This window comes from Pseudomonas antarctica (assembly GCF_001647715.1).
In the GTDB taxonomy this organism is placed as follows: Bacteria; Pseudomonadota; Gammaproteobacteria; order Pseudomonadales; family Pseudomonadaceae; genus Aquipseudomonas; species Aquipseudomonas antarctica_A.
Map to the genome: position 1 here is coordinate 5,763,206 of NZ_CP015600.1, position 22,867 is coordinate 5,786,072.

Annotated in this window: 22 protein-coding genes and 4 tRNA genes; all 26 read right to left on the bottom strand. The window is 54.7% G+C overall.

Annotation, left to right across the window (positions count from 1 at the left end):
- Positions 1–4 precede the first annotated feature (4 nt).
- The 26 genes from rplV to birA all read right to left on the bottom strand — a co-directional run bounded on the left by rplV (position 5) and on the right by birA (position 22,835).
- Positions 5–337, bottom strand: a complete 333-nt coding sequence (rplV, locus tag A7J50_RS26215) for a 50S ribosomal protein L22 (RefSeq protein WP_003103908.1) — start codon at positions 335–337, stop codon at positions 5–7.
- Positions 338–348: 11 nt separating this feature from the next.
- Positions 349–624 (bottom strand): 30S ribosomal protein S19, encoded by a 276-nt coding sequence (gene rpsS, locus A7J50_RS26220; RefSeq protein ID WP_002555486.1) that lies wholly within the window; start codon positions 622–624, stop codon positions 349–351.
- 16 nt (positions 625–640) lie between these two features.
- Positions 641–1,465, bottom strand: coding sequence for a 50S ribosomal protein L2 (rplB, locus tag A7J50_RS26225; protein WP_003210080.1), 825 nt, complete (start codon positions 1,463–1,465; stop codon positions 641–643).
- Positions 1,466–1,479: 14 nt separating this feature from the next.
- Positions 1,480–1,779, bottom strand: coding sequence for a 50S ribosomal protein L23 (rplW, locus tag A7J50_RS26230; RefSeq protein ID WP_002555488.1), 300 nt, complete (start codon positions 1,777–1,779; stop codon positions 1,480–1,482).
- Positions 1,776–2,378, bottom strand: coding sequence for a 50S ribosomal protein L4 (gene rplD, locus A7J50_RS26235; protein ID WP_003210082.1), 603 nt, complete (start codon positions 2,376–2,378; stop codon positions 1,776–1,778). The genes rplW and rplD overlap by 4 nt, the downstream gene beginning before the upstream one ends.
- A gap of 12 nt (positions 2,379–2,390) precedes the next feature.
- Positions 2,391–3,026: a 50S ribosomal protein L3 gene (gene rplC, locus A7J50_RS26240; RefSeq protein WP_007253310.1), complete on the bottom strand. Its 636-nt coding sequence runs from the start codon at positions 3,024–3,026 to the stop codon at positions 2,391–2,393.
- An 81-nt stretch (positions 3,027–3,107) separates the two neighbouring features.
- Positions 3,108–3,419, bottom strand: a complete 312-nt coding sequence (gene rpsJ, locus A7J50_RS26245; RefSeq protein WP_003186070.1) for a 30S ribosomal protein S10 — start codon at positions 3,417–3,419, stop codon at positions 3,108–3,110.
- Between the two features lie 159 nt (positions 3,420–3,578).
- A complete protein-coding gene (gene tuf / locus A7J50_RS26250; protein ID WP_003176426.1) occupies positions 3,579–4,772 on the bottom strand; it encodes an elongation factor Tu in 1,194 nt (397 codons plus the stop codon).
- Positions 4,773–4,802: 30 nt separating this feature from the next.
- Positions 4,803–6,908, bottom strand: a complete 2,106-nt coding sequence (fusA, locus tag A7J50_RS26255; RefSeq protein ID WP_015886136.1) for an elongation factor G — start codon at positions 6,906–6,908, stop codon at positions 4,803–4,805.
- A 30-nt stretch (positions 6,909–6,938) separates the two neighbouring features.
- Positions 6,939–7,409 (bottom strand): 30S ribosomal protein S7, encoded by a 471-nt coding sequence (gene rpsG, locus A7J50_RS26260; protein WP_002555493.1) that lies wholly within the window; start codon positions 7,407–7,409, stop codon positions 6,939–6,941.
- A gap of 118 nt (positions 7,410–7,527) precedes the next feature.
- Complete coding sequence (gene rpsL, locus A7J50_RS26265) at positions 7,528–7,899, bottom strand: 30S ribosomal protein S12 (protein WP_002555494.1); 372 nt, start codon at positions 7,897–7,899, stop codon at positions 7,528–7,530.
- Positions 7,900–8,115: 216 nt separating this feature from the next.
- A complete protein-coding gene (gene rpoC / locus A7J50_RS26270; RefSeq protein WP_064454356.1) occupies positions 8,116–12,315 on the bottom strand; it encodes a DNA-directed RNA polymerase subunit beta' in 4,200 nt (1,399 codons plus the stop codon).
- Positions 12,316–12,379: 64 nt separating this feature from the next.
- The gene (gene rpoB, locus A7J50_RS26275) at positions 12,380–16,453 is read right to left on the bottom strand and encodes a DNA-directed RNA polymerase subunit beta (protein ID WP_064454357.1); all 4,074 of its coding nucleotides are present in this window, start codon (positions 16,451–16,453) and stop codon (positions 12,380–12,382) included.
- 220 nt (positions 16,454–16,673) lie between these two features.
- Positions 16,674–17,039: a 50S ribosomal protein L7/L12 gene (rplL, locus tag A7J50_RS26280; protein WP_064454358.1), complete on the bottom strand. Its 366-nt coding sequence runs from the start codon at positions 17,037–17,039 to the stop codon at positions 16,674–16,676.
- Between the two features lie 78 nt (positions 17,040–17,117).
- The gene (gene rplJ / locus A7J50_RS26285; RefSeq protein ID WP_056861893.1) at positions 17,118–17,618 is read right to left on the bottom strand and encodes a 50S ribosomal protein L10; all 501 of its coding nucleotides are present in this window, start codon (positions 17,616–17,618) and stop codon (positions 17,118–17,120) included.
- Between the two features lie 199 nt (positions 17,619–17,817).
- Positions 17,818–18,513, bottom strand: coding sequence for a 50S ribosomal protein L1 (gene rplA, locus A7J50_RS26290; RefSeq protein WP_003232403.1), 696 nt, complete (start codon positions 18,511–18,513; stop codon positions 17,818–17,820).
- Entirely contained in the window at positions 18,513–18,944 is a 432-nt protein-coding gene (rplK, locus tag A7J50_RS26295; protein ID WP_003210097.1) for a 50S ribosomal protein L11, read from the bottom strand. Before rplK ends, rplA begins: the two co-directional genes overlap by 1 nt.
- A 117-nt stretch (positions 18,945–19,061) precedes the next feature.
- Positions 19,062–19,595 (bottom strand): transcription termination/antitermination protein NusG, encoded by a 534-nt coding sequence (gene nusG, locus A7J50_RS26300; protein ID WP_003176436.1) that lies wholly within the window; start codon positions 19,593–19,595, stop codon positions 19,062–19,064.
- Between the two features lie 9 nt (positions 19,596–19,604).
- Positions 19,605–19,973 carry a preprotein translocase subunit SecE gene (gene secE, locus A7J50_RS26305; RefSeq protein WP_003194658.1) on the bottom strand — a complete coding sequence of 123 codons (369 nt, stop codon included), beginning with the start codon at positions 19,971–19,973 and terminating at the stop codon, positions 19,605–19,607.
- A 45-nt stretch (positions 19,974–20,018) separates the two neighbouring features.
- Positions 20,019–20,094 (bottom strand) — tRNA-Trp (locus A7J50_RS26310).
- Between the two features lie 161 nt (positions 20,095–20,255).
- A tRNA-Thr gene (locus A7J50_RS26315) sits at positions 20,256–20,331 on the bottom strand.
- A 26-nt stretch (positions 20,332–20,357) separates the two neighbouring features.
- Positions 20,358–20,431: transfer RNA gene (locus A7J50_RS26320), tRNA-Gly, on the bottom strand.
- Positions 20,432–20,455: 24 nt separating this feature from the next.
- A tRNA-Tyr gene (locus tag A7J50_RS26325) sits at positions 20,456–20,540 on the bottom strand.
- Positions 20,541–20,682: 142 nt separating this feature from the next.
- Positions 20,683–21,129, bottom strand: coding sequence for a hypothetical protein (locus A7J50_RS26330; protein ID WP_064454359.1), 447 nt, complete (start codon positions 21,127–21,129; stop codon positions 20,683–20,685).
- Positions 21,130–21,136: 7 nt separating this feature from the next.
- Positions 21,137–21,886 carry a pantothenate kinase gene (locus A7J50_RS26335; protein ID WP_064454360.1) on the bottom strand — a complete coding sequence of 250 codons (750 nt, stop codon included), beginning with the start codon at positions 21,884–21,886 and terminating at the stop codon, positions 21,137–21,139.
- The gene (gene birA / locus A7J50_RS26340) at positions 21,876–22,835 is read right to left on the bottom strand and encodes a bifunctional biotin--[acetyl-CoA-carboxylase] ligase/biotin operon repressor BirA (protein ID WP_064454361.1); all 960 of its coding nucleotides are present in this window, start codon (positions 22,833–22,835) and stop codon (positions 21,876–21,878) included. The genes A7J50_RS26335 and birA overlap by 11 nt, the downstream gene beginning before the upstream one ends.
- Positions 22,836–22,867: the final 32 nt, after the last annotated feature.

Below are 22,867 nucleotides of genomic sequence, written 5' to 3' on the forward strand. Positions count from 1 at the left end.
TCCGTTACTTGTCAGCAACCTTGACAGTGATATGGCAAGACCGCTTGACGATGCGATCAGCACGGCCTTTGGCACGTGGCATGATGCGCTTCAGCGAACGCCCTTCGTTGACGAAAACGGTGCTGACCTTCAGGTCATCAACGTCTGCGCCTTCGTTATGCTCGGCGTTGGCTACGGCCGACTCCAGCACTTTCTTCATGATCTCGGCGGCTTTCTTACTGCTGAAAGCCAACAGGTTGAGCGCTTCGCCCACCTTCTTCCCGCGGATCTGGTCGGCGACCAAGCGGGCTTTCTGGGCGGAGATTCGAGCGCCCGACAACTTAGCGGCTACTTCCATTTCCTAACCCCTTAACGCTTGGCTTTCTTGTCTGCCACGTGCCCACGATAAGTGCGGGTACCGGCAAACTCGCCTAGTTTGTGGCCGACCATGTCTTCGTTAACGAGAACTGGGACGTGTTGACGACCGTTGTGTACTGCGATGGTCAGACCGACCATTTGTGGCAGGATCATCGAACGACGCGACCAGGTTTTCACCGGTTTGCGATCATTCTTTTCCGCCGCCACTTCGATCTTCTTCAGTAGGTGAAGATCAATAAAAGGACCTTTTTTCAGAGAACGTGGCACTGTCGTATCCCTCTATTTACTTGCGACGACGGACGATCATTTTGTCGGTACGCTTATTACCACGAGTCTTCGCGCCCTTAGTCGGGAAGCCCCATGGCGATACCGGATGACGACCACCAGAGGTACGACCTTCACCACCACCGTGTGGGTGGTCAACCGGGTTCATGGCAACACCACGAACGGTTGGGCGAACGCCACGCCAGCGTTTGGCACCAGCTTTACCCAGCGAACGCAGGCTGTGCTCGGAGTTCGAGACTTCACCCAGGGTCGCGCGGCATTCAGCCAGCACTTTACGCATCTCACCAGAACGCAGACGCAGGGTCACGTAGACACCTTCACGAGCGATCAGCTGAGCCGAAGCACCAGCGGAACGAGCGATTTGCGCGCCTTTACCTGGCTTCAATTCGATGCCGTGTACGGTGCTACCAACTGGAATGTTACGCAGTTGCAGAGCGTTGCCCGGCTTGATCGGTGCCAGAGCACCTGCGATCAGCTGGTCACCAGCACTCACGCCTTTAGGGGCGATGATGTAGCGACGCTCGCCATCTGCGTACAGCAGCAGAGCGATGTGAGCAGTACGGTTTGGATCGTATTCGATACGTTCGACAGTGGCAGCGATGCCATCTTTGTCGTTGCGACGGAAGTCGACCAGACGATAATGCTGTTTATGGCCACCACCAATGTGACGAGTGGTAATACGACCATTGTTGTTACGACCACCAGTCTTCGATTTCTTCTCGAGCAGCGGTGCGTGAGGAGCGCCTTTATGCAGCTCCTGGTTGACCACCTTGACCACAAAACGGCGGCCAGGGGAAGTCGGTTTGCATTTAACGATTGCCATGATGCACCCCTTCCTTACTCAGCACTGCTGCTGAAATCGAGATCTTGGCCTGGCTGAAGGGAGATAACTGCCTTCTTCCAGTCATTACGCTTGCCCAGACCGCGAGCAGTGCGCTTGCTCTTACCCAGAACATTCAGGGTAGTAACACGCTCAACTTTCACGCTGAACAGGCTTTCGACGGCCTTCTTGATTTCCAGCTTGGTTGCGTCAGTTGCAACCTTGAAAACGAACTGGCCTTTCTTGTCAGCCAGAACCGTAGCCTTTTCGGAAACGTGCGGGCCAAGCAGAACTTTAAATACGCGTTCCTGGTTCATCCCAGCAGCTCCTCGAATTTCTTCACGGCCGACACGGTGATCAACACCTTGTCGTATGCGATCAGACTAACTGGATCGGAACCTTGCACGTCACGTACATCAACGTGTGGCAGGTTGCGAGCAGCCAGGTACAGGTTCTGATCAACAGCTTCAGACACGATCAAGACGTCAGTCAGGCCCATGCCGTTCAGCTTGTTCAGCAGATCTTTGGTTTTCGGTGCTTCAACAGCGAAGTCCTGAACCACGACCAGACGATCAGTACGCACGAGTTCAGCAAGGATGGAGCGCAATGCTGCGCGGTACATCTTCTTGTTGAGCTTCTGAGTGTGATCCTGTGGACGAGCTGCGAAAGTGGTACCACCGCCACGCCAGATTGGGCTACGGATAGTACCGGCACGAGCGCGGCCAGTACCTTTCTGACGCCAAGGGCGCTTACCGCCACCACGAACGTCGGAACGGGTCTTTTGCTGCTTGCTACCTTGACGGCCGCCGGCCATGTAGGCCACGACTGCTTGGTGAACCAGCGTCTCGTTGAACTCGCCGCCAAACGTCAGTTCGGAAACTTCGATCGCTTGAGCGTCATTTACATTTAATTGCATGTCAGCTTCCCCTTAACCGCGAGCCTTGGCCGCTGGACGTACAACCAGGTTGCCGCCAGTAGCGCCAGGAACAGCACCCTTGACCAACAACAGATTGCGTTCAGCGTCGACGCGCACTACTTCGAGGGACTGCACGGTCACGCGCTCAGCGCCCATATGACCGGACATTTTTTTGCCCTTGAATACACGACCAGGAGTCTGGCACTGGCCAATAGAGCCCGGGACGCGGTGGGAAACGGAGTTACCGTGAGTGTTGTCTTGGCCACGGAAATTCCAACGCTTGATCGTACCCTGGAAGCCTTTACCTTTGGACTGACCGGTTACATCAACCAGTTGACCAGCAGCGAAGATTTCAGCGTTGATCAGATCGCCAGCCTGGTAGTCACCCTCTTCAAGACGGAACTCCATAACAGTGCGACCAGCTGCAACGTTTGCTTTAGCGAAGTGACCTGCTTGAGCAGCAGTCACGCGCGAAGCACGACGCTCGCCGACAGTGACTTGCACTGCACGATAGCCATCGGTCTCTTCAGTTTTGAACTGGGTGACGCGATTCGGTTCGATCTCAATGACCGTAACCGGAATGGAGACACCTTCTTCGGTGAAAATACGGGTCATACCGCATTTACGACCGACTACACCAATAGTCATGTTGTAAACCTCATGAGTGTACGGGGCTTTCACCCGCTATGGCCGCCCATTTCAGAGCGTTACACGACTAAGACCCAAGTCTTAGCCGAGGCTGATCTGTACTTCCACACCGGCCGCCAGATCAAGCTTCATAAGTGCATCAACGGTTTTATCCGTTGGCTGGACGATGTCCAGTACGCGCTTATGAGTACGGATCTCGTACTGGTCACGCGCGTCTTTGTTGACGTGCGGGGAGACCAGAACGGTGAACCGCTCTTTACGGGTAGGCAGTGGAATTGGACCACGCACTTGTGCACCAGTACGTTTCGCGGTTTCCACGATTTCCTGGGTGGATTGGTCGATCAGGCGATGGTCAAAAGCCTTCAACCTGATACGGATTTGCTGATTTTGCATTGGATTTCAGACTCCGGCTGCTATTCCCAGCGAGCGCAATACGCCCGTTAAAAGGAGGCGCAATTCTATAGACGGCCCAGATAGGTGTCAACCCAATAAAAAAGGCCCCCGCTGAGCGGGGGCCTTTTCAAAACATCAAGGCAATCTCAAAAGAGATAATTACTCGATGATTTTAGCTACAACGCCAGCACCAACGGTACGGCCGCCTTCGCGGATAGCGAAACGCAGACCGTCTTCCATTGCGATGGTTTTGATCAGGGTAACAACCATTTTGATGTTGTCGCCTGGCATAACCATTTCAACGCCTTCCGGCAGCTCGCAGTTACCAGTCACGTCAGTAGTACGGAAGTAGAACTGTGGACGGTAGCCTTTGAAGAACGGAGTGTGACGACCGCCTTCTTCTTTGCTCAATACGTACACTTCAGCTTCGAACTTGGTGTGCGGCTTAACCGAACCTGGCTTAACCAGAACCTGGCCACGCTCAACGTCGTCACGCTTGGTACCACGCAGCAGAACGCCGCAGTTCTCGCCAGCACGACCTTCGTCGAGCAGCTTACGGAACATTTCAACACCGGTGCAGGTGGTGACAGTAGTGTCACGCAGACCAACGATTTCCAGTGGATCTTGAACCTTAACGATACCGCGCTCGATACGACCAGTCACAACAGTACCACGACCGGAGATCGAGAATACGTCTTCGATTGGCATCAGGAACGGCTTGTCGATAACACGAACTGGATCTGGGATGTAGCTGTCCAGAGTTTCAACCAATTTACGAACGGACGTGGTGCCCATTTCGTTATCGTCTTTGCCTTCCAGAGCCATACGAGCAGAACCGATGATGATCGGAGTGTCGTCACCTGGGAAGTCGTAAGTGCTCAGCAGATCGCGCACTTCCATCTCAACCAGTTCCAGCAGCTCAGCGTCGTCTACCAGGTCAGCCTTGTTCAGGTAAACCACGATGTACGGAACGCCAACCTGACGGGACAGCAGGATGTGCTCACGGGTCTGTGGCATCGGACCATCAGCGGCCGAACAAACCAGAATCGCGCCGTCCATCTGGGCAGCACCGGTGATCATGTTCTTCACATAGTCAGCGTGACCTGGGCAGTCAACGTGAGCGTAGTGACGGATCAGCGAGTTGTATTCAACGTGCGCGGTGTTGATGGTGATACCACGAGCTTTTTCTTCTGGTGCGCTGTCGATTTTATCGAAATCAACGATTGCCGAACCGAATACTTCGGAGCAAACGCGAGTCAGAGCAGCAGTCAGAGTGGTTTTACCGTGGTCAACGTGACCGATGGTGCCAACGTTGACGTGCGGTAGGGAACGATCAAATTTTTCTTTAGCCACGACAATTAACTCCTTGCCTAAAGGACTGAATCAGCCTTGTTTTTTGGATACAGTTTCAGCGATGTGCGCCGGAGCTGTGTTGTATTTTTTGAATTCCATAGAGTAGCTTGCGCGACCCTGAGACATGGAGCGAACGTCGGTCGCATAACCGAACATCTCACCCAACGGAACCTCGGCGCGAATCACTTTGCCGGAAACCGTGTCTTCCATGCCCAAGATCATGCCGCGACGACGGTTAAGGTCGCCCATGACATCACCCATATAGTCTTCAGGTGTAACAACTTCTACCGCCATGATTGGCTCAAGCAACTCACCACCGCCCTTCTGGGCCAGTTGCTTGGTTGCCATGGAAGCAGCCACCTTAAACGCCATCTCGTTGGAGTCGACGTCGTGGTAAGAACCGTCAAAAACGGTTGCTTTCAGGCCGATCAGCGGATAGCCGGCAACAACACCGTTCTTCATCTGCTCTTCGATACCCTTCTGGATAGCAGGGATGTATTCCTTAGGAACCACACCACCTACTACTTCGTTCACGAATTGCAGACCTTCCTGACCTTCGTCAGCAGGAGCAAAACGGATCCAGCAGTGACCGAACTGACCACGACCGCCGGACTGACGAACGAACTTGCCTTCGATTTCACAGTTCTTCGTGATGCGCTCACGATAGGAAACCTGAGGCTTACCGATGTTGGCTTCGACGTTGAACTCACGGCGCATCCGATCAACCAGGATGTCCAGGTGCAACTCGCCCATGCCGGAGATGATCGTTTGACCAGTCTCTTCATCAGTTTTGACGCGGAAAGATGGATCTTCCTGAGCAAGCTTGCCCAGAGCGATACCCATTTTTTCCTGGTCATCCTTGGTCTTAGGCTCTACGGCAACCGAAATAACCGGCTCCGGGAAGTCCATGCGAACCAGGATGATTGGCTTGTCAGCGTTGCACAAAGTCTCACCGGTGGTGACGTCCTTCATGCCGATCAAGGCCGCGATGTCACCAGCGCGTACTTCCTTGATCTCTTCACGGGCGTTTGCGTGCATTTGCACCATACGACCCACGCGCTCTTTTTTGCCTTTAACCGAGTTGATCACGCCGTCGCCGGAGTTCAACACGCCCGAGTAAACGCGGACGAAGGTCAAGGTACCCACGAATGGGTCAGTGGCAATTTTAAATGCCAGAGCGGAGAACGGTTCTGCGTCGTCTGCATGACGCTCCAGCTCGATAGTCTCGTCATCCGGGTCAGTACCCTTGATGGCAGGAATATCCACTGGTGCTGGCAGGTAGTCGATCACAGCATCGAGAACCAGGGGGACGCCCTTGTTCTTGAACGAGGAACCGCAAACAGCCAAGACGATCTCACCAGCGATAGTACGCTGACGCAGAGCGGCCTTGATTTCCACGTTGGTGAGTTCTTCACCTTCGAGGTACTTGTTCATCAGCTCTTCGTTGGCTTCGGCCGCAGCTTCAACCATGTTGTTGCGCCATTCGTCAGCCAGTTCCTGCAATTCAGCAGGGATAGGCTTGCGAACAGGAACCATACCCTTGTCAGCATCGTTCCAGTAAACAGCTTCCATGGTCAGCAGATCGATCTGGCCCTGGAAGTTGTCTTCGGAACCGATAGCCAACTGGATTGGCACCGGGGTGTGACCCAGGCGCTGCTTGATCTGACCGATCACGCGCAGGAAGTTAGCACCGGCACGGTCCATCTTGTTTACATAAACAAGACGTGGAACGCCGTATTTGTTGGCTTGACGCCATACGGTTTCCGACTGAGGCTCAACACCCGAGGTACCGCAGAACACAACGACAGCGCCGTCGAGTACGCGCAGGGAACGTTCAACTTCAATAGTGAAGTCTACGTGGCCCGGGGTATCGATTACGTTGAAGCGGTGCTCATCCTTGTACTGCTTCTCGGAACCTTTCCAGAAGGCGGTAATAGCAGCAGAAGTAATGGTAATACCACGCTCCTGCTCCTGAACCATCCAGTCTGTGGTCGCGGCGCCGTCATGCACCTCGCCCATCTTGTGACTTTTGCCGGTGTAAAACAGTACGCGCTCGGTGGTGGTGGTTTTACCAGCATCCACGTGAGCAACGATACCGATGTTACGGTAGCGGCTAATCGGAGTAGTACGAGCCATAAAGCCCTCGCAAAATTAGTGAAGCTAAGATTAGAAGCGGTAGTGCGAGAAAGCTTTGTTAGCTTCAGCCATACGGTGCACGTCTTCACGCTTCTTAACAGCAGCACCTTTACCTTCAGCAGCGTCCAACAGTTCGCCAGCCAAACGCAGAGCCATAGACTTCTCGCCGCGCTTACGGGCGAAGTCTACCAACCAGCGCATTGCCAGGGCGTTACGACGGGACGGACGAACTTCAACCGGAACCTGGTAAGTAGCACCGCCTACACGGCGCGACTTCACTTCGACCAGCGGAGCGATGGCGTCGAGAGCTTTCTCGAAGATTTCCAGGGGGTCGCTGTTCTTGCGTTCTTTAACCTTTTCCAGCGCGCCATAAACGATACGCTCGGCAACGGCTTTCTTGCCGCTTTCCATCACGTGGTTCATGAACTTGGCCAGAATTTGGCTTCCGTATTTTGGATCGTCAAGCACTTCGCGCTTGGCTGCTACGCGTCTTCTTGGCATGGATAAGCCCTCAAACGGTCTTCAGGTTCGCTCGGAATCGGTGCCCTTGCGGGACGCCTCCGACCTTACTCTTATCGACTCAGAAAATAAGATGATTCAGTTTTACAAAAAGCCGCTACTACTTAGGCTTCTTGGTACCGTACTTCGAACGACCCTGGTTACGACCTTTAACGCCGGAAGTATCCAAGGAGCCGCGTACGGTGTGGTAACGAACACCTGGCAAGTCTTTTACACGACCGCCGCGGATCAGTACCACGCTGTGCTCTTGCAGGTTGTGGCCTTCACCGCCGATGTACGAGGAAACCTCGAAACCGTTGGTCAGACGCACACGGCATACTTTACGCAGTGCCGAGTTAGGTTTTTTCGGCGTAGTGGTATACACGCGAGTGCATACGCCACGACGTTGCGGGCAGTTCTGCAGCGCAGGCACGTCGGATTTCTCGACGATACGCTTACGCGGCTGACGTACCAGCTGGTTGATAGTTGCCATCTACTAGCTCCACTGTTGTCTTGCGACGCTATTGTCTTGCAAGAAAAGCAAAATGGCAGGAACGAATTCCCGCCAAATTTAGGGGTACAAGAGTCTAAAGAGGATCTTGTCCCCAGTCAAGGCAAGGCCCCGACCTCCCCTCTCGTCGAACCGGGGCAAACCTGCCTCGATCCGACGAATGGGGCTGCCAGGGCCCAGACTTATTTATCGCAGAACTCAGTTACCGCTTGAGTTCAGCGCTTCGGTCAGTGCAGCTTCCACTTCACTGGCGCTTACGCGCAGCGGCTTGTCAGCATCACGGCGGCGCTTGCGCTCGCTGTGGTAAGCCAAACCGGTACCCGCCGGGATCAGACGACCCACAACCACGTTTTCTTTCAGGCCGCGCAGGTAATCGCGCTTGCCGGTTACCGCTGCTTCGGTCAGTACGCGAGTGGTCTCCTGGAAGGAGGCCGCCGAGATGAACGACTCAGTGGACAACGACGCCTTGGTGATACCCAGCAACACACGAGTGAACTTGGAGACAAATTTGTCATCCGCGCCCAGACGTTCGTTTTCTACCAGTACGTGAGTCAGTTCCATCTGGTCGCCCTTGATGAAACTGGAATCGCCGGATTCAGCGATTTCAACTTTACGCAGCATCTGACGCAGGATGGTCTCGATGTGCTTATCGTTGATCTTAACGCCTTGCAGACGGTAAACGTCCTGGATCTCGTTAACGATGTACTTGGCCAGCGCACTCACACCCAGCAGACGCAGGATGTCGTGTGGATCGCTCGGGCCGTCGGAGATAACTTCGCCGCGGTTTACCTGTTCGCCTTCGAAGACGTTCAGGTGACGCCACTTCGGAATCAGCTCTTCATACGGATCGCTACCGTCGTTCGGGGTAATGACCAGACGGCGCTTGCCTTTGGTCTCTTTACCGAACGCGATGGTACCGCTGACTTCAGCCAGAATCGACGCTTCTTTCGGACGACGAGCTTCGAACAAGTCGGCAACACGCGGCAGACCACCGGTGATGTCACGGGTCTTCGAAGTTTCTTGCGGGATACGAGCGATAACATCACCGATCGCGATCTTCGCACCATCCGCTACACCGACCAGGGCGTTGGCTGGCAGGAAGTACTGAGCGATTACGTCAGTGCCTGGCAGCAACAAGTCCTTGCCGTTGTCATCGACCATCTTCACGGCAGGACGGATGTCTTTACCGGCAGCTGGACGATCTTTCGCGTCGAGTACTTCAATGTTGGTCATACCGGTCAATTCGTCAGTCTGACGCTTGATCGTGATGCCTTCTTCCATGCCCACGTAGGTCACGGTACCTTTCATTTCGGTAACGATTGGGTGAGTGTGCGGATCCCACTTGGCCACGATTGCGCCAGCGTCGACCTTGTCACCTTCTTTAACCGAAATCACGGCACCGTACGGCAGCTTGTAACGCTCGCGCTCACGACCGTAGTCATCAGCGATTGCCAGCTCACCGGAACGGGACACAGCAACCAGGCAACCATCCACTCGCTCAACGTGTTTCAGGTTGTGCAGACGGACGGTACCGCCATTCTTCACCTGAACACTGTCAGCTGCGGAGGTCCGGCTTGCCGCACCACCAATGTGGAACGTACGCATGGTCAACTGGGTACCCGGCTCACCGATGGACTGGGCAGCGATAACGCCGACCGCTTCACCGATGTTCACCTGGTGACCACGAGCCAAGTCACGGCCGTAGCACTTGGCGCAAATGCCGTAGCGGGTTTCGCAGCTGATCGGCGAGCGAACAATCACTTCGTCGATGCTGTTGAGTTCAATGAACTCGACCCACTTCTCGTCTACCAGTGTGCCGGCAGGAACGATAATTTCCTCGGTACCTGGCTTGAATACGTCACGGGCGATTACTCGACCCAGTACGCGCTCACCCAGCGGCTCTACAACGTCGCCGCCTTCGATGTGCGGAGTCATCAGCAGACCGTGTTCGGTGCCGCAGTCGACTTCAGTCACAACCAAGTCTTGCGCCACGTCTACCAGACGACGAGTCAGATAACCGGAGTTAGCAGTTTTCAACGCGGTATCCGCAAGACCCTTACGAGCACCGTGAGTAGAGATGAAGTACTGAAGTACGCTCAAACCTTCACGGAAGTTCGCAGTAATCGGCGTTTCAATGATGGAACCGTCCGGCTTGGCCATCAGGCCACGCATACCGGCGAGCTGACGGATCTGCGCAGCAGAACCCCGTGCGCCCGAGTCGGCCATCATGTACATCGAGTTGAACGACTCTTGATCGACTTCTACGCCATGACGGTCGATAACCTTCTCTTTCGAGAGGTTAGCCATCATCGCCTTCGACACTTCGTCGTTGGCCTTGGACCAAAGGTCGATCACTTTGTTGTACTTCTCGCCCTGGGTTACCAGGCCGGAGGCGTACTGGCTTTCGATTTCTTTCACTTCATCAGTAGCAGCATTGATGATCTGGGCTTTTTCATCCGGGATAACGAAGTCGTTAACACCGATGGAAACGCCGGAAATGGTCGAGTATGCAAAGCCGGTGTACATCAACTGGTCAGCGAAGATCACAGTCTCTTTCAAACCAACCACGCGGTAGCACTGGTTGATCAGCTTGGAGATCGCCTTTTTCTTCATCGGCAAGTTGACGACGTCGTACGACAGACCTTTTGGCACAACCTGATACAGCAGCGCACGGCCGACAGTAGTGTCGACAATACGAGTGCCGCTCACGCTGCCGCCATCACGGTCGTTGACGGTTTCGTTGATCCGCACTTTGACCTTGGCATGCAGTGCGGCTTCGCCGGCACGGAACACACGGTCAACTTCTTGCAGGTCAGCGAACACACGACCTTCGCCCTTGGCGTTGATCGCTTCACGCGTCATGTAGTACAGACCCAATACAACGTCCTGCGACGGAACGATGATTGGCTCACCGTTGGCTGGCGACAGAATGTTGTTGGTCGACATCATCAACGCGCGCGCTTCCAACTGGGCTTCCAGTGTCAGCGGTACGTGCACGGCCATTTGGTCGCCGTCGAAGTCGGCGTTGTACGCAGCACAGACCAGAGGGTGCAGCTGGATAGCCTTACCTTCGATCAGTACCGGTTCAAACGCCTGGATACCCAGACGGTGAAGGGTCGGTGCACGGTTGAGGAGAACCGGGTGTTCGCGAATTACTTCAGCGAGAACGTCCCAAACCTCAGGCAGTTCGCGCTCGACCATTTTCTTGGCCGCTTTGATGGTAGTCGCGAGACCGCGCATTTCCAGCTTACCGAAGATGAACGGCTTGAACAGCTCAAGAGCCATCTTCTTAGGCAGACCGCACTGGTGCAGACGCAAGGTCGGGCCTACGGTAATTACCGAACGACCTGAGTAGTCAACACGCTTACCGAGCAAGTTCTGACGGAAACGACCTTGCTTACCCTTGATCATGTCAGCCAAGGATTTCAGAGGACGCTTGTTCGAACCAGTGATAGCGCGGCCACGACGACCGTTGTCGAGCAGAGCATCGACAGCTTCTTGCAACATACGCTTTTCGTTGCGCACGATGATGTCCGGTGCGGACAGATCGAGCAGACGCTTCAAGCGGTTGTTACGGTTGATCACGCGACGGTACAGGTCGTTGAGGTCGGAAGTCGCGAAGCGACCGCCATCCAACGGTACCAGCGGACGCAGGTCTGGCGGCAGAACCGGCAGAACGGTCAGCACCATCCACTCTGGCAAGTTGCCGGAACCTTGGAAGGCCTCCATCAACTTCAGACGCTTGGACAGCTTCTTGATCTTGGTTTCGGAGTTGGTTTGCGGAATTTCTTCACGCAGACGGCCAATCTCGTGTTCCAGGTCGATAGCGTGCAGCAGTTCGCGGACAGCTTCGGCACCCATGCGGGCATCAAAATCGTCGCCGAACTCTTCCAGCGCTTCGAAGTACTGCTCGTCGTTCAGCAGCTGACCTTTTTCAAGGGTGGTCATGCCTGGATCGATAACGACATAGCTCTCGAAGTAGAGAACGCGTTCGATATCACGCAGGGTCATGTCCATCAGCAAGCCGATACGGGATGGCAGCGATTTCAGGAACCAGATGTGGGCAACCGGCGAAGCCAGTTCGATGTGCGCCATGCGCTCACGACGAACTTTAGCCAGCGCAACTTCAACGCCGCACTTCTCGCAGATCACACCACGGTGCTTCAAGCGCTTGTACTTACCGCACAGGCACTCGTAATCCTTTACCGGGCCAAAGATCTTGGCGCAGAACAGGCCGTCACGCTCAGGTTTGAACGTACGGTAGTTGATGGTTTCCGGCTTTTTAACTTCACCGAACGACCACGAACGGATCATCTCAGGCGATGCCAATCCAATACGGATGGCGTCGAACTCTTCGACTTGACCCTGGTTTTTCAGCAAATTCAGTAGGTCTTTCAAGGCCTTTCCTCCTGGCGGAGCAGAGAGCGGGCTAAACAGCCCCGCTCTCGATTCGCGTCACGTGTTATTCGGTTTCCAGATCGATATCGATGCCGAGGGAACGAATTTCTTTGATCAACACGTTGAAGGACTCGGGCATGCCCGGCTCCATACGGTGATCGCCGTCCACGATGTTTTTGTACATCTTGGTCCGACCGTTCACATCGTCCGACTTCACTGTGAGCATTTCTTGCAGAGTGTAAGCAGCACCGTATGCTTCCAGTGCCCAGACCTCCATCTCCCCGAAACGCTGACCACCGAACTGAGCCTTACCACCCAGCGGCTGCTGGGTAACCAGGCTGTACGAACCGGTAGAACGAGCGTGCATCTTGTCGTCTACCAAGTGGTTCAGCTTCAGCATGTACATGTAGCCAACAGTAACCGGGCGCTCAAACTTGTTGCCGGTACGGCCGTCGAACAGCTGCATCTGGCCGCTTTCTGGCAGGTCTGCCAGTTTCAGCATGGCCTTGATTTCGCTTTCCTTGGCACCGTCGAACACCGGGGTAGCCATTGGAACGCCGCCGCGCAGGTTCTTCGCCAGATCCAGGATTTCCTGGTCAGTGAAGGTGTCCAGCTCTTCGTTGCGACCGCCGATCTCGTTGTAGATCTCGTGCAGGAACTTGCGCAGGTCAGCAACCTTGCGCTGCTCTTCGATCATACGGTTGATCTTCTCGCCCAGACCTTTGGCCGCGAGGCCCAGGTGGGTTTCAAGGATCTGACCAACGTTCATACGCGAAGGTACGCCCAACGGGTTGAGGACGACGTCGACCGGGGTGCCATTGGCATCGTGCGGCATGTCTTCAACCGGCATGATCACGGAGACCACACCTTTGTTACCGTGACGACCGGCCATCTTGTCGCCCGGCTGGATGCGACGACGGATTGCCAGGTAAACCTTGACGATTTTCAGCACGCCTGGAGCCAGGTCATCGCCCTGCTGCAGTTTGCGCTTCTTGTCTTCGAACTTGTCGTCCAGCAGACGGCGACGATCAACGATGTAGGCCTGGGCCTTCTCGAGCTGCTCGTTCAGAGCATCTTCAGCCATGCGCAGTTTGAACCACTGGCCGTGCTCAAGACCGTCGAGGATCTCGTCGGTGATGTCCTGACCTTTCTTCAGACCTGCGCCGCCTTCAGCCTTGTGGCCTACCAGAGCGGAACGCAGACGTTCGAAGGTCGCGCCTTCAACGATACGGAACTCTTCGTTCAGGTCCTTGCGGATCTCGTCGAGTTGAGTCTTCTCGATGGACAGTGCACGAGCATCACGCTCAACGCCGTCACGGGTGAAGACCTGTACGTCGATGACAGTACCCTTGGTACCGGTAGGTACGCGCAGGGAAGTGTCTTTAACGTCGCTGGCTTTTTCACCGAAGATGGCACGCAACAGCTTCTCTTCCGGAGTCAGTTGGGTCTCGCCTTTCGGAGTGACCTTACCCACCAGGATGTCGCCTGCGCCAACTTCAGCACCTACGTAAACGATACCGGCTTCGTCCAGTTTGTTCAGTGCAGCTTCACCCACGTTCGGGATGTCTGCAGTGATTTCCTCTGGCCCAAGCTTGGTGTCACGCGCCACACAGGTCAGTTCCTGAATGTGGATCGTGGTGAAACGATCTTCCTGAACCACACGCTCAGAGAGACAGATGGAGTCTTCGAAGTTGTAACCGTTCCAGGCCATGAACGCGATGCGCATGTTCTGACCCAGTGCCAGCTCACCCATATCGGTGGAAGGACCGTCTGCCATGATGTCGCTACGCTGAACGCGATCACCCTTGCTCACCAGCGGACGCTGGTTGATGCAGGTGTTCTGGTTCGAGCGGGTGTATTTGGTCAGGTTGTAGATGTCGACACCGGCTTCGCCAGTTTCAACTTCGTCATCGGCAACACGAACCACGATACGGCTGGCATCAACAGAGTCGATCACGCCGCCACGACGAGCCACGACGCAAACGCCGGAGTCACGGGCTACGTTACGCTCCATGCCAGTACCTACCAGCGGCTTGTCAGCGCGCAGGGTGGGTACAGCTTGACGCTGCATGTTGGAACCCATCAACGCACGGTTGGCGTCATCGTGTTCCAGGAACGGGATCAGCGACGCTGCAACCGAAACTACCTGCTTCGGCGATACGTCCATCAAGGTGACGTCTTCCGGCGCCTTGACGGTGAACTCGTTCAAGTGACGAACAGCTACCAGCTCGTCGATCAGCATTTTCTTGTCGTTCATCGTGGCCGAAGCCTGAGCGATCACGTGATCAGCTTCTTCGATGGCGGACAGGAACACGATCTCGTCGGTGACCAAAGCGTCTTTCACGACACGGTACGGGCTCTCAAGGAAGCCGTACTGGTTGGTGCGCGCATAAGCGGCCAGGGAGTTGATCAGGCCGATGTTCGGACCTTCCGGCGTTTCAATCGGGCATACACGACCGTAGTGAGTCGGGTGTACGTCACGAACTTCAAAGCCTGCGCGCTCACGCGTCAGACCGCCCGGGCCCAGTGCGGAAACACGGCGCTTGTGGGTGATCTCGGAGAGCGGGTTGTTCTGGTCCATGAACTGCGAGAGCTGGCTGGAACCGAAGAACTCTTTCACCGCGGCAGCCACTGGCTTGGCGTTGATCAAGTCTTGCGGCATCAGACCTTCGCTTTCAGCCATCGACAGACGCTCTTTGACCGCACGCTCAACACGCACCAGGCCAACGCGGAACTGGTTCTCGGCCATTTCGCCTACGCAGCGAACACGACGGTTACCCAGGTGGTCGATGTCATCGACGATGCCTTTACCGTTACGGATGTCGACCAGGGTCTTCAGTACCGCGACGATATCTTCCTTGCACAGCACGCCCGAACCTTCGATCTCGGTACGACCGATACGACGGTTGAACTTCATCCGGCCGACCGCAGACAGGTCATAGCGCTCAGGGCTGAAGAACAGGTTGTTGAACAGGGTCTCGGCAGCGTCTTTGGTTGGTGGCTCACCAGGACGCATCATGCGATAGATCTCGACCAGCGCTTCCAATTGGTTGCTGGTGGAGTCGATCTTCAGTGTGTCGGAGATGAACGGACCGCAGTCGATGTCGTTGGTGTACAGGGTCTCGATGCGAACAACCTGAGCCTTGGCGATTTTTGCCAGGATCTCGGTGTTCAGCTCGGTGTTGCACTCAGCCAGGATTTCGCCTGTAGCTGGGTGAACGATGACCTTGGCAGTGGTGCGACCCAGGACGTAGTCCAGAGGCACGTCCAGCGACTTGATACCGGCTTTTTCGATCTGGTTGATGTGGCGCGCGGTAATACGGCGGCCGGCTTCAACGATGACCTTGCCATTTTCATCCTGGATATCCAGGACGGCAATTTCACCACGCAGACGCGAAGCAATCAGTTCCAGGCTGAGGGTTTCATCCTTCAGACTGAATACGTTGGTGGTGTAGAAAGCATCCAGCACTTGCTCAGTGGTATAGCCGAGCGCGCGCAGCAGTACCGAGGCCGGCAGCTTACGACGACGGTCGATACGCACGAACACGCAGTCTTTCGGGTCGAACTCGAAGTCCAACCACGAGCCGCGGTACGGAATGATCCGCGCGGAGTACAGGAGCTTACCGGAGCTGTGCGTCTTGCCGCGGTCGTGGTCGAAGAACACGCCCGGGGAACGGTGCAGCTGGGAAACGATAACGCGCTCGGTACCGTTGATAACGAAGGTACCGTTTTCAGTCATCAATGGGATTTCGCCCATATAGACTTCTTGCTCTTTGATGTCCTTGATCGCTTTGTTCGACGATTCTTTGTCGAAAATGATCAGACGGACTTTTACCCGCAAAGGTACGGCGTACGTAACACCGCGCAACACGCATTCTTTGACATCAAATGCCGGTTCGCCCAGGCGATAACCCACGTACTCCAGCGCAGCATTGCCGGAGTAGCTGATGATCGGGAAAACGGATTTGAAGGCCGCATGCAGGCCCACGTCGCGGAACTGATCTTTAGTCGCTCCCGCTTGCAAGAATTCACGATACGAATCCAGCTGGATAGCCAGAAGGTACGGGACATCCATGACGTCCGGCAACTTGCTAAAGTCCTTGCGGATACGTTTTTTCTCAGTATATGAGTAAGCCATCAGCGTTCCCCAGCTTGGTCACCTGCTTGTTTGGCCCCTCCCGACGGGAGCAGCCAGAAAATCTCGCAAACCCCATGGTTTGCACCACCGCATCGGGTGGCTACAGCGCGTTAATGGCGGCGACCGAGTCGACAGCCAAGAACGGAAAAAGGCCGGTGGCAAGAGCCACCAGCCATCAGCCTTCAGCTTAACGCTTGGGCTGGAGACGCAAGGTCGATGCTTACTTCAGCTCGACTTTAGCGCCTGCTTCTTCCAGCACTGCTTTGGCTTTGTCAGCGGCGTCTTTCGACACTGCTTCCAGAACCTGGGCAGGAGCGCCGTCAACTACAGCCTTGGCTTCTTTCAGGCCCAGACCGGTCAGTTCACGTACTGCCTTGATCACGTTTACTTTCTTCTCGCCAGCTTCCAGCAGCATGACGTTGAATTCGGTTTGCTCTTCAGCAACAACTGCGGCAGCAGCTGGGCCAGCAGAAGCAGCGGCAGCGGAAACGCCGAATTTTTCTTCGAAAGCTTTGATCAGCTCAACAACCTGCAGAACCGACATTTCAGCTACGGCGTTGAGGATATCGTCTTGGGAGATAGACATTGCTGTATTTCCTGAATTGGGGGACGGCCTACGCGGCCATCGAAATAAACAAAAATACGCGAAAGAAGTCGCTCAGCCTTAGGCTGCGGCAGCTTCTTTTTGCTCGCGAACTGCGGCCAGAGTACGAGCCAACTTGCTGGTAGCGCCTTGAATCACGCTCATCAGCTGAGAAATAGCTTCGTTACGGGTCGGCAGTGTTGCCAGTACGTCGATTTGGTTAGCTGCGAGGAACTTGCCCTCGAACGCAGCTGCCTTGATCTCGAACTTATCCTGACTCTTGGCGAATTCCTTGAACAAACGGGCAGCAGCACCCGGATGATCTTTGGAGAACGCGATCAGAGTCGGGCCAGTGAACACGTCGTTGAGGACACTGTATTCAGTGTCAGCAACAGCGCGCTTGAGCAGGGTATTACGTACAACACGTACGTATACGCCAGCTTCACGAGCCTCTTTACGGAGTCCGGTCATAGCGCTTACTGTCACACCACGGGCATCAGCCACGACAGCGGACAGAGCAGCTTTGGCAGCCTCGTTGACTTCAGCGACGATGGCCTTCTTGTCTTCGAGATTAATTGCCACGGGTTTAACTCCTGCTTGTTACCGTTTCATCTGGCCGAAGCCGGATGTCGTTTTGGTGTCTGATTCGGTAAGGAACCGGGAGCACCATCTGCGTAGGCTTGAGGTTTAAGGCTTGCGCCGCCTACGGTCTTGGATAGCCCCCGCCAGGCAGGGACCCCAATTTTTTCAGTTGCCGCGATCTCTCGCGACAACTTGTGTCTTATACGTCCAGCGAGCCTTGGTCGATGACCAGACCTGGGCCCATAGTGGTGCTCAGGGTAACGCGCTTAACGTAGATACCTTTCGAGGAAGCTGGCTTGATACGCTTAAGATCAGCGATCAGGGCTTCAACGTTTTCCTTCAGCTTGACGGCGTCGAAGCCGACTTTGCCAACGGAGGTGTGAATGATGCCGTTTTTGTCGGTGCGATAACGAACCTGACCAGCCTTGGCGTTTTTAACCGCGGTAGCTACGTCTGGCGTTACGGTGCCGACTTTAGGGTTAGGCATCAGACCACGTGGACCGAGGATCTGGCCCAGCTGACCTACAACGCGCATTGCATCCGGGGAAGCAATAACTACGTCGTAGTTCAGGTCGCCGCCTTTCATTTCGGCAGCCAGGTCGTCCATACCAACGCGATCGGCGCCGGCGGCCAGAGCAGCTTCAGCTGCTGGGCCTTGGGTGAAGACAGCAACACGTACAGTCTTGCCAGTACCGTGTGGCAGCACAGTAGCGCTACGAACGACCTGGTCGGATTTACGTGGGTCAACACCCAGGTTTACAGCAACGTCAACGGACTCGCTGAACTTGACAGTCGACAGCTCAGTCAGCAGGGCAGCAGCGTCTACAAAGTTGTAGGCCTTGCCTGCTTCGATTTTGCCGGCGATAGCCTTTTGGCGCTTGGTCAGCTTAGCCATTACACACCCTCCACGTTAAGGCCCATGCTACGAGCAGAACCGGCGATGGTACGCACGGCTGCATCCATATCAGCTGCAGTCAGATCCGCGTTTTTGGTTTTCGCGATTTCTTCCAGCTGAGCACGAGTTACGGTGCCAACCTTAACGGTGTTAGGACGAGCGGAACCGCTAGTCAGACCTGCAGCCTTCTTCAACAAAACCGAAGCCGGGGTCGACTTGGTTTCGAAAGTGAAGCTACGGTCGCTGTATACAGTGATGATCACTGGAGTCGGCAGACCTGGCTCAATACCCTGAGTACGGGCGTTGAAGGCCTTGCAGAATTCCATGATGTTCACGCCGTGCTGACCCAGAGCCGGGCCGACAGGTGGACTTGGGTTGGCCTGAGCGGCCTTCACTTGCAGCTTGATGTAAGCGGTAATCTTCTTGGCCATGAGGCACTCCAATTACGGGTTCAAACGCCTCGAAAGGCTCCCCGGTTACTTGCGCGTTTATCCCAGTGACGACAAAACCCCACAGCCTAAGGCTGCGGGGTTGGGATGCTTGCTCAGCTAGACCTTCTCGACCTGGCTGAACTCCAACTCTACCGGAGTAGAGCGACCGAAAATGAGCACTGCCACTTGGATCCGGCTCTTTTCGTAGTTAACTTCTTCGACGGTTCCGTTGAAATCAGCAAACGGACCATCTGTGACACGAACAACCTCACCCGGCTCGAACAACGTCTTCGGCTTAGGTTTGTCGCTACCATCAGCAACACGACGCAGAATCGCTTCCGCCTCTTTGTCAGTGATAGGAGCAGGCTTATCGGCAGTACCGCCAATGAAGCCCATGACACGAGGAGTGTCCTTGACTAAGTGCCAAGTACCTTCATTCATGTCCATCTGAACCAGCACGTAGCCAGGGAAGAACTTGCGTTCGCTTTTGCGCTTCTGACCATTCCGCATTTCAACCACTTCTTCAGTGGGAACCAGAATTTCGCCGAAGCCATCTTCCATGCCTGCCAGCTTTACGCGCTCTAGCAAAGAGCGCATAACATGCTTCTCGTAACCCGAGTAAGCATGCACAACGTACCAACGCTTAGCCACGGGACACCCTTAGCCAACAATCAAGGAAACAAGCCAGCCGAGCAGGGAATCAAGCCCCCACAACAGCAACGCCATAACCAGAACAACAGCCACAACGATCAACGTGGTCTGCGTGGTTTCTTGGCGAGTCGGCCAAACGACTTTACGGATTTCGGTGCGAGCTTCCTTTACCAGGACCGCGAAAGACTTGCCTTTGGCAGTCTGCAGGCCTACAAAGGCAGCTACAGCAGCAAGGGCCAGCAAAGCGAGCACACGGTACAGGATCGGCGAAGCAGAATAATACTGATTGCCAACAACGCCTACGACCACCAACGCGACTACGGCGAGCCACTTGACGAGATCGAAACGAGAGCTTTGAGCTTCAGCCTTAGGAGTCATCTATGAAGATCCTGTGAAAAGAAAGCCAGATACACCACGTGAATCTGGCAGGTCAGGAGGGAATCGAACCCCCAACCTACGGTTTTGGAGACCGTCGCTCTGCCAATTGAGCTACTGACCTAAAACAAAATCAGGCCGACCATTATGCAGGCCTGAAAAAGACATTACAACAACCAACCCCAACAGACTTGAAATCACCTGACGACAAAGCCAGATACAACACTATCAAGCCGAGGCAGCTGTTAAAACAAAGGCAGATATTTTCATATCTGCCTTGTTATATGGAGCTCTTGAGCGGATTTGAACCGCTGACCTCACCCTTACCAAGGGTGTGCTCTACCAACTGAGCTACAAGAGCAAAACACCGTGCACAACCTGCAAACTTGGAGCGGGTAGCGGGAATCGAACCCGCATCATCAGCTTGGAAGGCTGAGGTTCTACCACTAAACTATACCCGCGGAGCTTGCAGCTCACGCTAAAAATGGTGGAGGGGGAAGGATTCGAACCTTCGAAGTCGTAGACGTCAGATTTACAGTCTGATCCCTTTGGCCGCTCGGGAACCCCTCCTAAGCGAGCCGGCATTCTACATCACGCCGGCCTTCTGTCAAGCATTTTCTCATTAAAAATATGAGGTTAGCTGCGTTGACCTTCGCTTCACGCTGTAGACCGTAAAGGTCTTCACTGCGAAGCGGGCGCCATTCTATTCAAACTATTCGACAGTTGCAACGCCTTCGCACAACATTATTTTATGTTTTAACTCATTGAATTCCTTAGCAAGGTTTTCAAACGGCAGATCGTCAGCCAGGCGCCTGCTTTCCGGCGCTACACGGAGCCAGTAGCCGGATGCCTCAGCAGTATTGAGCAATTGCACCTTGACCTTTATATCCAGGCTTGTAAGGCGCTGCTCCATCGACTGCGCCTGCCTCTGATCAGTAAAACCACCTATGTATAAGCAGGTATTTTGTGCGTCCGGGGCCTTTACTCGATCACGCCGAACCATTGGATCAGAAGACTCACTTAACAGGCGAATATCCTGCTGAGAGCCCTTATAGAGACTCAGGGGCGTTACGTCCTTAGCGCGCAACGGCGCTTCTTGTTGATGCCAAATGTAATAGAAGGCATTGAGAACGAGCAAAAGCAAAAACAGCCAACGCATAAATACCTCAGGACAAAGGGCACGCCATCGCCAGACCAACAAAAACCAGATCCGGAACATGGCGAGCCTGCGGCACAGCATCCGAGACCAGGTCAGCATCCCCACCCGTTAGAAAAACCGTGAAATTATCGCCCCAATAGCTTTGAGCCAGCTCAAGCTGAGTCAATACAAACCCCCTGAGCATTAGCGTACAACCTCGCTCAACCGCCTCCACAGTCGTTCGACCGGGCGAGAGGCGCTCCACAGCTTGCTCGGCCGCAACGTCGTCGTAGCGAATCTTGCGAGTGTGGGTTCGCAGTTGACTGCGCATGAGGGGCATCCCTGGACATATAAAGCCGCCAAGGTGTTCACCGTCAGCAGCAATGAAATCTGCAGTCGCCGCCGTACCAAAGTCGAGCACCAGACAGGCCCCTGACGCTAACTTGAACCCCCCCAGCATTGCCAACCAACGATCAAGCCCAAGACGCTCATACTCTTCGTAGCCATTACGAACGCCAGCCATTTCTCGCGCCGGAGCAGCACAGGAGACGACAACACCAAAAGCCCCCTGCAACGCCTCAACCAACTGCCCAGTCTCCTGCGAAGCACGAACACTCACCAAACGGCAACGCGTCAGAGACAGCCCTGGTATCGCTACCAGACTCTCAATCAATGCGAGATCCGAACCGACAATACCTTCGGAAGATACCCCAGCCATGTGCGAATCGAGTACACGCCATTTGATAAAGCTATTCCCACAGTCGAGCTCAAGAATCATCACGCAACCTCAGGCTTAACTCACCACCGCTGTATATTTTCTCGACACCATCGACATTCAAGCGCAGCGCGCCTTGGTGGTCGATCCCTAGCACAATCCCATCAATCTGGTTAACGCCCGCAATGAGGGATACGGCCCGTCCCTGCCACAAATGATTTTGCTCCCACTCTTCTTGGAGCGCAGTAAAGCCGAAAGCTTTATGTCGCTGCAGATAACTTTGCAATTGCAGCCCCAGCCGTGCAACCAGGTCATTGCGATCGACAGTAGAACCTGTTTCCAGCTGTGCTGAAGTCCACTGCTGATCGACCTCCGCAGCCTTTTGCATGTTTACGTTGATACCTATTCCAAGGACAACGTGGCAGATGTCTGCAGGATCTCCTACCAATTCAAGCAAGATACCGGCAATTTTTTTGTGCCCCACCAGGACATCGTTTGGCCACTTCAAGGCCGCGCCTTTCACACCCAGCTCGCGGAGGCACTGCATGACCGCCAAGCCGACAACAAGACTGAGCCCCTCTAACTGCCGCAGCCCGCCGTCAATGCGCAAGACAAGGCTGTAATACACATTCTGAGCAAACGGGCTAACCCACTTACGGCCTCGCCTACCCCTTCCTGCAGTTTGCTGCTCTGCAAGCACCAGAAATGGCGCCGTGCAGCCTGCGCCGACAAGGCGCAAGGCTTCGGCATTAGTGGAGTCAATGGAGTCAGAGATGTAAACGGGCCACACCAAAGAAGCAGCATTCGCTTCAATTTCTTTAGCGCTCAAGAAAACCAACGGGGACGCAAGCTGATACCCCTTGCCACGGACTTTATGAATGGGCAGGTTCAATTCAGACTCAAGATGCTGGAGCTGCTTCCAAACAGCACTGCGACTGACGCCCAAGGCAGCACCCAGCGCTTCTCCAGAGTGGAATCGGCCATCTTTCAGAAGTTCTAACAACGTCAGCATGCAAGTATCGCCTCACAATGAGGCACGCATGA

Excerpts from the sequence above, each read along its gene's own strand:
- rplV (WP_003103908.1), bottom strand. The coding sequence starts at position 337 with ATGGAAGTAGCCGCTAAGTTGTCGGGCGCTCGAATCTCCGCCCAGAAA.
- rpoB (WP_064454357.1), bottom strand. The coding sequence starts at position 16,453 with ATGGCTTACTCATATACTGAGAAAAAACGTATCCGCAAGGACTTTAGC.
- rpsJ (WP_003186070.1), bottom strand. The coding sequence starts at position 3,419 with ATGCAAAATCAGCAAATCCGTATCAGGTTGAAGGCTTTTGACCATCGC.
- rplA (WP_003232403.1), bottom strand. The coding sequence starts at position 18,513 with ATGGCTAAGCTGACCAAGCGCCAAAAGGCTATCGCCGGCAAAATCGAA.
- rplL (WP_064454358.1), bottom strand. The coding sequence starts at position 17,039 with ATGTCTATCTCCCAAGACGATATCCTCAACGCCGTAGCTGAAATGTCG.
- rplD (WP_003210082.1), bottom strand. The coding sequence starts at position 2,378 with ATGCAATTAAATGTAAATGACGCTCAAGCGATCGAAGTTTCCGAACTG.
- rpsG (WP_002555493.1), bottom strand. The coding sequence starts at position 7,409 with ATGCCAAGAAGACGCGTAGCAGCCAAGCGCGAAGTGCTTGACGATCCA.
- fusA (WP_015886136.1), bottom strand. The coding sequence starts at position 6,908 with ATGGCTCGTACTACTCCGATTAGCCGCTACCGTAACATCGGTATCGTT.
- rpsL (WP_002555494.1), bottom strand. The coding sequence starts at position 7,899 with ATGGCAACTATCAACCAGCTGGTACGTCAGCCGCGTAAGCGTATCGTC.
- rplB (WP_003210080.1), bottom strand. The coding sequence starts at position 1,465 with ATGGCAATCGTTAAATGCAAACCGACTTCCCCTGGCCGCCGTTTTGTG.
- secE (WP_003194658.1), bottom strand. The coding sequence starts at position 19,973 with ATGACTCCTAAGGCTGAAGCTCAAAGCTCTCGTTTCGATCTCGTCAAG.
- rplK (WP_003210097.1), bottom strand. The coding sequence starts at position 18,944 with ATGGCCAAGAAGATTACCGCTTACATCAAGCTGCAAGTGAAGGCCGCT.
- rplW (WP_002555488.1), bottom strand. The coding sequence starts at position 1,779 with ATGAACCAGGAACGCGTATTTAAAGTTCTGCTTGGCCCGCACGTTTCC.
- A7J50_RS26335 (WP_064454360.1), bottom strand. The coding sequence starts at position 21,886 with ATGATTCTTGAGCTCGACTGTGGGAATAGCTTTATCAAATGGCGTGTA.
- birA (WP_064454361.1), bottom strand. The coding sequence starts at position 22,835 with ATGCTGACGTTGTTAGAACTTCTGAAAGATGGCCGATTCCACTCTGGA.
- A7J50_RS26330 (WP_064454359.1), bottom strand. The coding sequence starts at position 21,129 with ATGCGTTGGCTGTTTTTGCTTTTGCTCGTTCTCAATGCCTTCTATTAC.
- rplC (WP_007253310.1), bottom strand. The coding sequence starts at position 3,026 with ATGACTATTGGTGTAGTCGGTCGTAAATGCGGTATGACCCGTATTTTC.